Raw genomic sequence first — 12,878 nt, forward strand, 5'->3', positions numbered from 1 at the left:
GGGGAGACATGGAGATCGCCATCACCGCCGCCCGCTCGCCCCAGTGGCACGAGGCGCGGGACTTCGCCCGGGAGAGCTACCGGGCCATGTACGGGGCGCTGACCGCGCCGGAACCCGACATATTCGTCACCGTACGGGAGAGAGCCGACGGCCCCGTCATCGCGTGCGCCGGGCTGAGCAACGCCGAGCAGGGCACGTTCTTCTCGGAGCACTATCTCAAGGCTCGGATCGAGGACGCCCTGGCCGCCGTCTCACCCGACCCGGTACGGCGCGGTGAGGTCGTGGAGGTCGGCCCGCTGGCCGGTGCGGGCGGCGCCGGGCAGGAACTGATCCGGCTGCTGCCGATCATCGCCTGGTGTCAGGGGAAGCGCTTCATTCTGGCGACCGTCACCGACCGGGTGCGGGACCTGATGTCCCGGCTGCACGTCCCGTTCGTGCCGCTCGCCCCGGCCGACCCGTCCTGGATGGACACCGGTGAACGCCGCACCTGGGGCACCTATTACGACCACACCCCGACGACCGGCGCGGTGCCGCTCGACAACATCGGCCAGCTGATCAACAGTTCCACCGGCCGGTACAGCTTCTCGGACCTCGTCGTCCGCACCCCCGTCCCGCTGACCGAGGCGGTGTCCGGTGCGCACGCTTGAGCAGGCACTGACCGCACTCGCCGACGACCCGCGGCCCCTGGTCGAGGTACTGGCGGCCGACGGGTCGGTGGCCCACGCGCTCTCCTACCGCGACGGCGTCGCGGCGGCATCGGCGCTCGCCGCCGAGCTGCGCGCCCGCCCGGTGGCAGGGCGCGGGCCCCGGCCGGACGGCGACCCCACCGACCCCGGCCAGCTGCACGTCGGCGTCGTCATGGGCAACAGCCCCGAGTTCGTGGTCGCCGACCTCGCCGTGCTGGCCGCTGGCGCCGCTCAGGTGCCGGTGCCGCTGGCCTTCACCGCCGAACAGGCCGCCTCGATGCTGGCGGAGGTGGACATCTGCCTGGTCGACGCGGAAGGCCGGGAGCAGTTGGCGGCCTGGGGCCGTGAGCAGGTGCTGCCGCCGGCCGCCGCGCTGGAGGTGGTGGACATCGGCCGGCTCACCGCCGCCGGGCCGCTGCCCGGTGGCAGGCCGCCGGAGCCGGACCGTATCTGCAAGGTCATCCACACCTCGGGCACCACCTCGCGGCCCAAGGGCGTCTGCATCCGCGCGGCCGGCCTGGACGCGCTGCTGACCTCGCTGCGCGACGCCATGCCCGCGTACGCCTACCGCCGCTATCTCTCGCTGGTGCCGTTCAGCCTGCTCATCGAGCAGGTCACCGGGATCTACCTGGTGGTGTGCGACGGCGGCACGGTCGTCCTGCTGCCGCCCGACGTTCCGCTCGTCGGCACCTCTTCGTTCGCCCCCGAGGCCGTTCTGCCGTATCTGGCGGCGGCCCGGCCGACGGCCCTGGTGGCCACCCCCGCACTGGCGGAGTCCCTGGCGGCCCGCGCCGCTGCCGCCGAGGCAGCCGGCCGCTCCCCCTCCGATGAGCTGTTCGGCTCCCCCGAAGCGCCCCTGGTGTGCTGTGGCGGCGCGCCGGTCGATCCGCGCACCCTGGAGAAGCTGGACGGCTACGGCATCGCCGTGTACGAGGGGTACGGGCTGAGCGAGAACAGCTCCGTGGTGAGCTGGAACACCCCGGCCGCCCGGCGGATCGGCACCGTCGGCCGGCCGCTCGCCCACGTCCGTGTCACCACCGCCCCTGACGGTGAACTGCTCGTCCGCAGCAGCTCGTTGTTCGCCGGTTACAAGGGTGGTGACCCCTCCGGCTGCGAGGTGGACGCGGACGGCTGGCTGCACACCGGAGACCTCGCCGAGATCGAGGACGGCTACCTGCGTATCAAGGGCCGCAAGAAGAGCGTCATCATCACCGCGGCCGGCCGCAACGTGGCGCCGGAGTGGGTCGAGGCCCAGTACCGCACGGTGCCCGGTATCCGGGCGGTGGCCGTGGTGGGTGACGGCCTGCCCGCGCTGCACGGTCTGTTCCTGCTCGACCCGGCGGCCGACGCCGATGCCGTACGGGACCGGCTCGACAGCGTCGCCCGTGCCCGCCTGTCGCAGGTCGAGCGGGTCGAGGTGGCGCATCTGCTGCCGGCCGACGAGGCCCTGCACGCCGAGTACTTCACGGTGACCGGCCGGCCGCGCCGCGCCGTGATCCAGCAAGCGGTGACGACGGGCCGCCTCGCCTGACGCCTCACCTGACGATCCCCATGTGTAGGAGGAGAGATCAGCCATGACCGAGCACACCCCGACGATCGAGAACGCCGTCGTCACCCCGTACGGCTCCGGCACCGGGCTGCTGGTGCAGCCCCGCGACGGCCGCACGGACCTGTCCGCGCTGCCGCCCGCTGAGGTCGTACGCGCCCTGGGCCGGGCCGGGTTCCTGCTGTTCCGGGGCTACGACGCGGGCCTGGAGGCGTTCTCCGCCTTCGTCGAGGCGCACTCCGAACGCGTCACCCTCGACCCGGCCCGCTCCTTCCACGGTGGCACCACCGCCCAGAAGGTGGACGCCGGATACGACGCGGTGGGCCTGCACCTGGAGAACGGCAACAGCCCGTTCGCGCCGACCATCACCTGGTTCTACTGCCAGAAGGCCGCTTCGGCCGGCTCACAGACCACGGTGTGCGACGGCTACCGGGTCTGGGACGCACTGAGCCCGCGGACCCGCGCCCTCTTCGACGCCCGGGACATCGTGTACACCCGGCGGGTGGAGGAGGCCAAGTGGAAGGGGTTCGCCGCCTTCCACCTGGGCACCGATGACGCCGCCTCGGTCACCGTCGAGCAACTGCGCGAGCTGGCGCAGGGTGACGGCGAGACCGTCATCGATCCCCTCGACGACGGCGCCATCCGCTACGCCTACCGCATACCCGCCGTCCACGCCACGCTCTTCGGGCCCCGTCCCGCCTTCGCCAACAGCATCCTGGGCCCCTCCAACCACTACGAGAAGCCCCGCATCACCTTCCCCGACGGGACCGACCTCCCGGAGGCCGTCCTGACGGAACTGGCGAAGGTCACCGAGGAGCAGACCGAGGAGCTTGACTGGGCCGACGGCGACGTCGCCCTGATCGACAACACCCGTGTCATGCACGGCCGTCGCCCGATCGTCGACACCGAGCGCACCATCTTCAACGCCCAGAGCGACCTGGACACCCAGCTTCTGGCCGCGTGAGCCGCACGCACGGACCGGGCCCCGGACGGCAGCTGCCGGCCGGGGCCCGGTCGCGTCAGGAGGGCGTCCTCACCCGCGTGTCCGCGCCCGCCACAGTTCCTCGCGTCCCGGCTCCAGCAGGGTGTCGTGGACGGTGTCGGACGGCTCGCCGCCGAGGGTGCGGACCGCGGGGCGGGCGGGGCGGTGGGCGGGCCAGGCCGACTCGGGGGCCGGGGCGCCGGTGCGGACGAAGGCGCCCCACAGGGCCCGCACCTGCCGCCGCAGGCGGGTCATCCCGTCCTGGTCGGCGCCGTCGAAGACCGGGGCGCGGCGGGCCTCTTCGCGGCCCAGCAGGAACGGGATGTCCAGGCAGTGGCAGGCCCGCAGTACCCGGTGGCGGCCGGGGAGCTGCCAGTCGAAGCGGTAGAGCCAGGTGCGGGCGCCGTGTGCGTGCAGGGTTTCGGCGAACTCCTGGGTGGGGGCGGCGAAGAACGCGTCCGTCTTGAGGTCCTCGAATGCGGTCGCCAGCGCCCGGGACGGTGCCGGGGCGGCTGCCGTGTAGCGCGCCAGCGCCTCATCGGCGCGGGCGCCGAACTCGGCGCGGAACTCCGCGAGCACCGCCGCCCGGTCCGGTGCATCCGGCTGGCCGCCGAACCACAGGGCGCACTCGTGCCGGGTGGTGCCGAGCAGGATCTCGGTGCCGTCCAGCGGCGGGGAGTCGCGCAGTGCCCGTGCGAGGTCCGCGGCGACGACGGCGTCGTCCGCGACGAGTTGGAAGGGCGGTCGCACGTCGCCGGCCGGCCGGGGCCGGGTCAGTACGTGCTGCTGCGCGGCCCGTATCTGCTCGGCCGGCATCAGCCGCAGCTCCTTCGGTCCTGCCGCGCCCGCCGCCGTGCGGAAGACGTCCGCGGTCGTGGCGGCTGCCTCCCGGGTCAGCGGGTCCATGCCGAGCGGCGCGCTGTGCAGCAGTGCGCGCCGGAACAGCGGGCGTACCTGCGGCAGGGCGAGCAGCGCGGCCAGCGCCTGTCCGCCGGCCGACTGCCCGGCGACCGCGATCCGTTCCGGATCCCCGCCGAACGCGGCGATCTCCGCCCGGACCCAGCGCAGCGCCGCGATCTGGTCCAGCAGGCCCGCGTTGGTGGTGAATCCGTCCGGGGACGCGGTGCGGAAGGTCAGCTCCGTGCCCGTCCCCTCGATCGTGGCGGGCTCGGCACCTTCCGGCGCGAGGAACCCCAGTGCGCCCAGGCGGTAGTTGACCAGCACCACCACCAGGTTCTCCTGCGCCGCCAGCTCCGCGCCGTCGTAGCGCGGCAGGTCGGCGCCGCCGGTCAGGAAACTGCCGCCGGGCAGCCACACCAGGACCGGCCGCTTGCCGCCGCCCGGCCCCGGCGTCCAGACGTTCACCGTCAGGCACGCCTCGGTCTGCTCCGTCTCCGGGTCGCCCATCAACGCACCGACGGGGGACGGGAGTTGCACGGGAACGGTGCCACGGGGCCCGTCGGCGGCCAGCGGCTCGCGCCACGGCGGCGGCGGGGCGGGCGGCGCGAAGCGCAGGAGGCCCACCGGCGGCGCCGCGTAGGGCACCCCGCGGAACGCCGCCACGCGCCCGTCCGACCCCTCCCGCCGGCCGCGCACCGGCCCCTGGGAGACCTGCACCTGCACCTCTACGGACTCGTTCGTCAATGCCATGGCGTCGGTTCTTCCTCTGCTCTGCGTTCGTGCGGTCACCGGAGCGGTTCCGCGGTCATTTGGCCACCCGGCTGGGCACCCAGCCGGACGGCGTGTTCGCCAGCACGTGGCGGGCCAGCTCCACCCGCCGGGAGATCCCCAGCTTGGCGAAGGAGCGCCGCAGGTGGGAGTCGATGGTGTGGGTGGACAGCGAGAGCCGGCTCGCCACTTGACGGTTCGTCAGTCCGTCGGCGACCAGTCGTACGACGCGCAGCTCCGACGGTGTCAGATTGCTCCAGCCCTCGGCAGGTTCACCCGCCTCGGCGTCCGGCCGCCCGGCCGCCGGGCGCTCCGGCGGGCAGACCGGCTCCCTCGGGCCGCGTGCCGCCCGCGCCGCCGGCGCCTTGTCCGTGCCGGTCACCGTGCCGGACACCGGCCGGCTGCCCAGCCACCGCTGCACCCGCTTGCGGCCCAGCGCCGCGCCGCTCGTCACGTAGATCTGCTGGGCCTCCGTCAGCCGGTCGACGGCGTCCCGCTGCTGCCCGGCCCGTAACGCCGCCACCCCGGCGTCCTCCAGCACGGACGCCAGCGCCAGCGGGTGGCCTGCGCCCCGCAGCACGCGCACCGCCCGGCCCAGCGCCGCCGGATCGCCGGCCTGGAGCCCCTGGGCGTGCAGCGCCGCCCCCGTCACGGCCGGTACGCCGGGGTTGCGGCGCGCCAGCCGTCGCGCGAGCGCCGTCACCGCCGCCGCCTGCCGGCCCGCCTCCGCCCTGCGCGCCATCCGCACCAGATGCGGCAGGACGACGGGGTCGGCGGTCAGGAACGCCACGTGCTCCCCCGGCGCCTCGTAGAGGTGCCGCAGGTGTGCCACGGCCGCGCCGGAGTGCCCCTGCGCGTCCAGGTGGACCGCGCCGGCGAACGCCGCGAGCGAGCCCAGCGGTCCTGGCGTCCCTGCCTCATCCGCCGGGACGCGGGCCAGCACACCGGCCGCCTCACCCGGATCGTCCCGCACGGTCGCGATGAGCGACAGCATCCCGGCCAGCGCCCACTCCAGCGACGAGGTGCCGGCGCCGGCTGCCCGCAGCCCGCTCTGTGCCTCCCGCGCCGCCTCCGCCAGCCGCCCGCAGGCCCACTCCTGCTGTGCCCTGACCAGATGCAGGGCCGGTGCCTGCACCGGATGGTCCCGGCCGTCGCGCACCTCGCGCAGCGCATCGGCGGCCTCCAGCGGCCGGCCGTACGAGGTCAGCGCGGAGGCCAGCCACAGCCGGAGCAGCTCTCCGGTGCCGGCCCCCACGCTCTCCTGGGCGTGAGCGGCCACCGCCTCGCGCGCCAGGTGCGTCGAGCACGCCAGGTCGCCGCTTTCCCTGGCCGCCAGGCTGAGCGCGGCGTCGGCCAGCGCCACCACGGTCCGGTCGCCGAGCACCGCGCCCAGTTGGAGGGCGCAGCGCGCGGTGCGGTCCGCCTCCTCCCGGCCGCCGGGGCGCAACGCCGAGCAGAGCGCCTTCAGGGCGTACACCTGGGCCCGCAGGCCCTGTTGCGGCGCCACGTCCAGCAGCGCCCGCTCCAAGTGCGCTGCGACCTCGCCGATGTGACCGGTGTGGACGGCGAGCACGGCCAGCTCCCGGGCCGCCTGCGCCCCGGCCGGGGTCTCCCAGCGGGCCTGGGCCAGCGCTTCCCTGACCAGTCCGGCCGCCCGTGGCGCGTCCCCTGCCTCGGTCAGGAGCCGCACCGCGGTCGCGACGGGGGTGGCGGCGACGGGTTCGTAGGCGCGCAGCCGCTGGAGCAGCCGCCGCGCCGCGTCCCGGGCGCAGGACGCCGGGTCCGTGGCCGCCGCCTCCTGCCGGACGAGGCCGGCGGCCGGTTCGGTGTTCTCCGTTTCGCTGCCGAGCACGGCGTGCGCGGTCACCTCGCTGCCGCGCCGCCCCTCCTGCCGGTAGGTCCTGGCCACTTCCGCGTGCAGCGCCTGGCGTACCGGACCGAGCAGCGTGGCGTAGAGCGCCTGCCGTACGAGCGGGGCGCGGAAGGCGAGCAGCGGCCCGGTGTCGGCGAGCAGTCCTGCGTCCACCGCTTCCTGGGCCGCGGACGCCAGCCCCATGGCGGTGGTGTCGGCCAGGGCTGCGGCATGCCGCAGGGAGAACGCGTCGCCTAATAAGGAGCCGATGCGCAGCACGTCGTACGTCTTCTGCGACAGCCCGTGCCAGACGGGGGAGATGGACTCCGCGCAGCCTTCGGGCAGTTCCCTGCCGCGCACCCGGGCGGTGCCGTGATCGGTCCGGATCCGGCCTGCGGCGTGCAGCAGCCGGACCAGCTTGGCCAGCAGGAAGGGGTTGCCCGCCGCGGTGCCGAGCAGCCGCTCGGCCGCCGGGTCCGGTGTCCCGCCGAGCAGCCGGCCGGCCAGCTCACGCGCCGCCGGGCCGTCCAGCGGCGCCAGCGGCACCACCTCCGCGGCCTCCTTCGCGAACTGCGCGAACGCCTCTCGCGCCGACCGTTCCCGCGGCACGTCCGTATGGGCCAGCAGCCACATGACCGGCGCGTCGGCCAGGCGGTGCACCAGATCCGTCAGCGCGGCGAGCGTCGAGGGGTCGGCCCATTGGGCGCCCTCCATCGTGATGAGCAGCCCGGCACGGCCCGCCCGGCGCGCGATCAGCGTGGCGAGCCGGCCTATCAGCCGCCCCCAGCCGGTCGGCTGCTCGGGCAGGACGGCCAGTTCCTCCGCCTCGCCGGGGTCCAGGACCGGCAGCGGTCCGTCGCCGAGTGCGGCGAACAGCGGTGCCAGCGCGGCGCGTCCGGCCGGCTCGGCCACCCGTGTGCCGACCACGCCGATGCCCCGCTCCGCCGCTTCCTCGGCGGCTGCCTCCAGGAGCCGGCGCTTGCCCATCCCGAAGGGCCCGGACAGCACCAGGCATCGCCCCCGGCCCGCCGCGGTGGCATCCAGACCGGCCCGCAGCACCGCCAGCTCCGTCCCCCGCCCCACAAGAGGTCGTTCCCCTGTGACCGACGCCCAGCTCTCCCGCTCCATCACGCTCACCTCTCCTACGATCCGGTTACCGCTGCCGTACGGTTCTCCTGGCGTTCCGGCGCACCAACAGGCCGTCCAGGGCGTCCCAACTGGCCCGGACGATCTGCCGGGCAGCCGCCGATGCGTCCTCCGGGTGCCCGTCCGCGATTGCCTGGACCAGCGTCTCGTGCGGCTCCGCCCCGCACGCCGGCTGCAGGTCCTGTCCGCCGATGAGGTCCAGGCTGTGCTGGATGCGCCCGACGAAGAACCGGTAGCTCTCCGTCAGCGCGGCGTTGTGGGCGGCGCCGACGACGGCCAGGTGCATGGACGCGTCCCGCCGTGCGAAGTCGCCGCCCTCGCCCGCGGCTGCCCGGCGCCGCTCGCGGAGCAGTTGCCACAGCCGCGCCAGGTCCCGTTCCGTGCGGCGCTGCGCGGCGAAGCGCGCGACCTGCACGTCGAAGCAGAGCTGCACCTCGAACATGTCCCGGATTCCGGCGAGTTCGATCTCGCGGAGCATCGGGGCGGGACTGCACGTCGAGCACACGTACGTGCCCTTGCCACGCTGCGGGGCCAGCATGCCGGTGTGCACCAGCGCGCTCACCGCCTCGCGGACGGTGGGCCGGCTCACCCCGAGCCGGGACGCCAGCTCGCCCTCGGACGGGATGCGCGAGCCGACCGGCCAACTGCCGCTCTCCAGCTCGTCGTGGAGCCGCGCGATGACTTCGTGCACGGTGCGCTGCTTGCCGATGTGCCGCAGGGTCACGTGGTGTCCTCGGTCTCAGTTGTCTGGTAACCGGTACCGGCGTCGGTTGCTCCTGATGCTCCCGGTGACGCCGGTACGCGCCCGGTCGCCGGCGTCACCTCAACGTGAGCGCCATGGCATCGGGCCGGGCGCCCGGTGGGATTCCGTCCCCGGAGGCCACTTCGGCCCCTGCCGGGGCATGGGCCTCCGTGGCAGGGGCGCGGGGGCGGGCAGGCCCGGTCGAGCCGCCCGCCCCTGCTGCTCACCGTTCGGTGGCCGCCCCGGGAGCGGCGTCCGCCGCCTGCTGACCGCCCGCTTCCTCCGGAGCCGTGCCGTCCGCGGCGGCCTGATCCCGCGCGCCGTCCGCGCCGTCGCGCCGGCGCCAGGCGGCCGTACCGCGCCATACGCACCAGGCGCCGAGCACGCCCGCGAGCCCGATGCCGCAGAGCGAGAGCCGCGCCTCACCCGCGGATTCGGGACCGCCGAGGTGGACGAGCACTCCGGCGATGGCGGAGCCGATGGCGTTGGAGACGAGCTGGACGGTGTTGATCGCCGCGGCGGCGGTGTCGCCCTCGTCCTCCGAGCGGACGCCGCCCATGACGCGGGTGGCCACATGCGGCCAGGCGATCCCGATACCGGCGCCGCCCAGCAGCAGGCCCACCACCCAGGCGACGACGACTCCGGCGCCCATGTCCTGGGTGGCCAGCAGTCCGGTGGCCACGAAGCCCACCGTGATGAGCAGCGGTCCGGCCGACGCCACCCGGCTCTTGCTGCGCAGCCGCGCGACGCTCGCACTGGGAATCTCGCCCAGCGTCCAGCCCAGCGCGATGGCAGCGCCGACGAATCCGGCCAGCAGCGGGGCCAGGCCGGCCAGCCGTTGCCCGAACAACGGGATGAACGCCTCGATCTGCGAGGCCATCGACAGCAGCGCGATGGCGGCGTAGCACCAGGGCAGCGGCGAGGAGAAGGAGAACGCCGAGCGGGGCAGGATGCGTCCGCCGCTGCGCCGGTCGTACGCCAGGCCCAGCACCAGTCCGGCCACCGCGGCCACCAGCAGCGCCACGAGCGCCGCCGTCGAACCCACCACGTTGCCGATGCTGACCAGCAGCACCGATCCCACCAGCAGGATGACGGTCAGCGGCGACGCGACCGGGGGCACGTCGCCCGCCTTGGTCGCCGGGACGGCCAGCGGCACCACGGCCATCACCAGCACCGTCGCCACCAGCAGCGTCACCAGCGCGCCGCGCCACAGGTCGAACTGTGCGAACGCCCCGCCGACCGCCGGGCCGAGGAATGTCCCCACGCCCCACATACCGGACACCAGCGCGGTGCCGAGCGACCACAGCCGGTCCGGCAGCAGCGACCTGATCAGCGCGTATCCCAGCCCGGCCAGCAGGCCGCCGCCCAGCCCCTGTACGAACCGGCCGACCAGCATCGTCTCCATGCTCGGCGCCACCGCGCACACCACGGTGCCGACCGCGAAGGACCCCAGCGCAAGGAAGTACGCGTTCCTGGCGCCCAGCCGCGGCAGCACCGTGCTCACCAGCGTCGATGAGATCACCGACGCCAGGAGGAAGACCGTCGTCACCCAGGCGTAGAACCGCCCGCCGCCGATGTCCTCCACCGCGGCGGGCAGCAGACTCGTCGTCAGGAACACGTTCGTCGCGTACAGCCCGACACCACCGGCCAGGACCACGGCCACCCGCCGGTGCTGCCCTCCTAGTAAGTCTCCCCAACTGCCGTGGCCTGAAGACCCGTTCGCCTGCTCATCCTGCTCACCCTGATCACTGGACATGCGGCGAAGATAAAACCTCAGGAGGACATGAGGTCAACCCCGTATCGTCCGGGGCATGTCGAACGCCCATCAGCTGCTCACCGTCGGGGAAGCCGCCCACCGCAGCGGGGCCACTGTCGCCGCCCTCCACCACTACGAGGACCTCGGCCTGCTCACCCCCCAGCGCACTGCGGGAAATCAACGCCGGTACCCCCGCCACTTGTTGCGCCGTATCGCCCTGATCCGCATGGCCTCCGGCGTCGGCATTCCCCTGGCCGACATCCGCGATGCGATGCATTCCCTCCCCGAGGACCGCGCCCCCAATCGCCTCGAATGGGAACACCTCACCGGTCTCTGGCGGGACGCCATCGAGGAACGCATTCAGACCCTCCAGCAGATGCGTTCCCAGTTCATCGAATGCATCGGCTGCGGCTGCCTTTCCATGAACCGCTGCACCATCGTCAACCCCAACGACGAACTGGCCCCGCCGGGGACGGCATTGGAACTCGGGGAGGGAAAGCGGCGGCAACGAAAGAGCTGAGACCCGTGGTTACCCGTTCGTAATGCACGGGAACTCCCCCAGCCGGCTCACTTACATCACATTCCTTCAAAACCTGACATATCGCCATTGCGTTCCCTTCTCCGCGCTGGCAAAGTGATCTTTCGTCCGGCATATTCCAGACGAAATCAACGGGAGGACGCACCACCATGCGTAAGTTCAAGATCCTCGGAGCACTGGCTGGAGCGGCGCTTGTCGCCGGGACGGTGGCAGCCACCCCCGCAAGCGCCGCCAGCGGCAGCGACGTTTCCCTGCGCAGCGTCAAGCGCGGCAGCGTCACTTGCTTCAATTACTCGTGGAACCCGGCCGGAATAGCGACCTACACCGTGTACTACCACAACACGTGCAAGGGCAGGCACGGCTTTTACGTGACGACCAATTCCGGGCTCTCCCACGAGTGCATTTCGGTGGCGGGGGGCGCGAAGGGCCACAAGGCGTTCGTCACCAAGCCGATCAAGTTCGCGTACAAGAAGAGCTGCTGAGCGTCGGTTGAGTTCTTCTCGGCTGTCCAACGGGCACGCGAGAATCTCCTGCGCGGCCGGCCTGCGTAGTCAGGCCGGCCGATAGCGCCCTCCCCTTCGGCGGGCACCGTATTTCACGGTTGCCCACCGAAGGGGAGGGCTCTTTGCTCGCGGGTCAGGCCACGGTGGTCAGAGCGGGTTCCGTCGGCTCGGTGGCCGACGGCCTGCGTGTGTCGTCGCGCGGCAGAAGGAGGGGCGTGGCCAGGAGGAGCAGTCCGGCGATGCCGATCGCGACGCGTGCGCCGGTGACGGTGGCCAGGGCTCCCCACAGGGCGGTCAGTACGGCGATCGCGCCGGTGGTGGTCACGTTCCAGGCCACCAGGACCCGGCCGGCCCGCTCGGCCGGCACCCGCTGGAGACGCTCGGTCGCGAACAGCGGGTTGAACACTCCCATGCAGGTGATCAGGGCCAGTTCGACGGCGATGACCAGGACCACGCCGGCCGTCCCCGGCATGACGAGGAACAGCCCCACGGGCCACAGGGCACGCAGCGCCCCGGCCACGGTCAGAATGCGGCGCCGCCCGTAGCGGACCTCCAGGCGCGGGGCGAGCTGGGCTCCGGCGAACCCGCCGATGCAGGGCAGGCCGAACGCGAGCCCGTAGAGCCAGGCCGGCCAGCCCAGATCGTCCAGCAGCAGAACCGCCATCAGCGGTTCGGTGGCCATGATCAGCGCGTTGACGGCCACGGTGTTCCAGAACAGCGGGCGCAGTTGCCGGTCGGCGTGGATGAACTTCCATCCCTGGGCCAGGTCCGCGGCCCGGAACTTCTCGGCCCCGGCCCGCTCGGGCCCGGTCTCCTGCTGCCGGATCGCGCCGATCCCCAGCGCGGACAGCAGGAACCCGACGGCGTTGGCGATCACGGTGACCACGGGCCCCAGCAGGCTGATGGCCGCGCCTCCCAGGGTCGGGCCGACGGCCGTGGCGGTCCATGTGGTGGACTCGAAGCGGCCGTTGGCCACCAGCAGGTGCTCGGGCCGCACGATCTGCTTGAGGTAGGCACCGCCGGCGGAGGTGAACGCGATGTTCGCCGCCGCACCGACCACGGAGACGATCACCAACTGCGGATAGCTCAGCCGGCCGGCGACGTAAGCGGCCGGAATCGTCAACAGGGCGGCGCACCGCACCAGATCGGCGACGATCATGACCGGCTTCTTGCGCCGCGCCTCGACCCACGGGCCGAGCGGGAGCGCCAGGACCGCGCCGACCGCCAGACCCGCGGCTGCCAGCGCCGAGACCGCGGCCGGTCCCGCGCCGAGCACCTGGATCGCGATCAGGGGGAACGCACCGAACCCCAGCCAGGTGCCGACCGTGGAGGCGGCGAACGCCGACCACAGCCATCCGAACGAGCGCCCGAGTTTCTGCCGCGCCATGAAGATCCTTCCGTCCCACACCGTCGTTGACGGCGAGGATTCGATCAGGCGGCCCCACCGGGAATCCAACAA

Annotated in this window: 10 protein-coding genes; 5 read left to right on the forward strand and 5 right to left on the reverse strand. The window is 73.3% G+C overall.

Annotated features, from left to right (window positions below; genetic code table 11):
• Positions 1 to 8 precede the first annotated feature (8 nt).
• The 3 genes from ACGFNI_RS17560 to ACGFNI_RS17570 are packed head-to-tail and all read left to right on the forward strand — an operon-like array spanning position 9 to position 3,196.
• Complete coding sequence (locus ACGFNI_RS17560; protein ID WP_393684696.1) at positions 9 to 647, forward strand: thermostable hemolysin; 639 nt, start codon at positions 9 to 11, stop codon at positions 645 to 647.
• Positions 634 to 2,217 carry an AMP-binding protein gene (locus ACGFNI_RS17565; RefSeq protein WP_393684698.1) on the forward strand — a complete coding sequence of 528 codons (1,584 nt, stop codon included), beginning with the start codon at positions 634 to 636 and terminating at the stop codon, positions 2,215 to 2,217. The genes ACGFNI_RS17560 and ACGFNI_RS17565 overlap by 14 nt, the downstream gene beginning before the upstream one ends.
• Before the next feature lie 43 nt (positions 2,218 to 2,260).
• The gene (locus tag ACGFNI_RS17570; protein WP_393684700.1) at positions 2,261 to 3,196 is read left to right on the forward strand and encodes a TauD/TfdA family dioxygenase; all 936 of its coding nucleotides are present in this window, start codon (positions 2,261 to 2,263) and stop codon (positions 3,194 to 3,196) included.
• Positions 3,197 to 3,265: 69 nt separating this feature from the next.
• Here ACGFNI_RS17570 and ACGFNI_RS17575 read toward each other — a convergent pair whose 3' ends face one another.
• The 4 genes from ACGFNI_RS17575 to ACGFNI_RS17590 all read right to left on the reverse strand — a co-directional run bounded on the left by ACGFNI_RS17575 (position 3,266) and on the right by ACGFNI_RS17590 (position 10,378).
• Positions 3,266 to 4,864, reverse strand: a complete 1,599-nt coding sequence (locus ACGFNI_RS17575) for a carboxylesterase family protein (protein ID WP_393684702.1) — start codon at positions 4,862 to 4,864, stop codon at positions 3,266 to 3,268.
• A 55-nt stretch (positions 4,865 to 4,919) separates the two neighbouring features.
• The gene (locus ACGFNI_RS17580) at positions 4,920 to 7,862 is read right to left on the reverse strand and encodes an AAA family ATPase (protein WP_393685220.1); all 2,943 of its coding nucleotides are present in this window, start codon (positions 7,860 to 7,862) and stop codon (positions 4,920 to 4,922) included.
• A 25-nt stretch (positions 7,863 to 7,887) separates the two neighbouring features.
• Positions 7,888 to 8,604, reverse strand: a complete 717-nt coding sequence (locus ACGFNI_RS17585; RefSeq protein WP_393684704.1) for a FadR/GntR family transcriptional regulator — start codon at positions 8,602 to 8,604, stop codon at positions 7,888 to 7,890.
• A 241-nt stretch (positions 8,605 to 8,845) separates the two neighbouring features.
• Complete coding sequence (locus ACGFNI_RS17590; RefSeq protein WP_393684706.1) at positions 8,846 to 10,378, reverse strand: MFS transporter; 1,533 nt, start codon at positions 10,376 to 10,378, stop codon at positions 8,846 to 8,848.
• 55 nt (positions 10,379 to 10,433) lie between these two features.
• Here ACGFNI_RS17590 and soxR point away from each other — a divergent pair, with 55 nt between their 5' ends.
• Together soxR and ACGFNI_RS17600 are read left to right on the forward strand one after the other, a co-directional pair.
• Positions 10,434 to 10,898 (forward strand): redox-sensitive transcriptional activator SoxR, encoded by a 465-nt coding sequence (soxR, locus tag ACGFNI_RS17595; RefSeq protein WP_393684707.1) that lies wholly within the window; start codon positions 10,434 to 10,436, stop codon positions 10,896 to 10,898.
• A gap of 167 nt (positions 10,899 to 11,065) precedes the next feature.
• Positions 11,066 to 11,398, forward strand: coding sequence for a hypothetical protein (locus ACGFNI_RS17600; protein ID WP_393684709.1), 333 nt, complete (start codon positions 11,066 to 11,068; stop codon positions 11,396 to 11,398).
• Between the two features lie 154 nt (positions 11,399 to 11,552).
• Here the strand turns inward: ACGFNI_RS17600 and ACGFNI_RS17605 are convergent, their stop codons facing one another.
• A complete protein-coding gene (locus tag ACGFNI_RS17605; RefSeq protein ID WP_393684711.1) occupies positions 11,553 to 12,806 on the reverse strand; it encodes an MFS transporter in 1,254 nt (417 codons plus the stop codon).
• Between the last annotated feature and the right edge of the window lie 72 nt (positions 12,807 to 12,878).

It is taken from the genome of Streptomyces sp. NPDC048644, from assembly GCF_043199105.1.
In the GTDB taxonomy this organism is placed as follows: Bacteria; Actinomycetota; Actinomycetes; order Streptomycetales; family Streptomycetaceae; genus Streptomyces.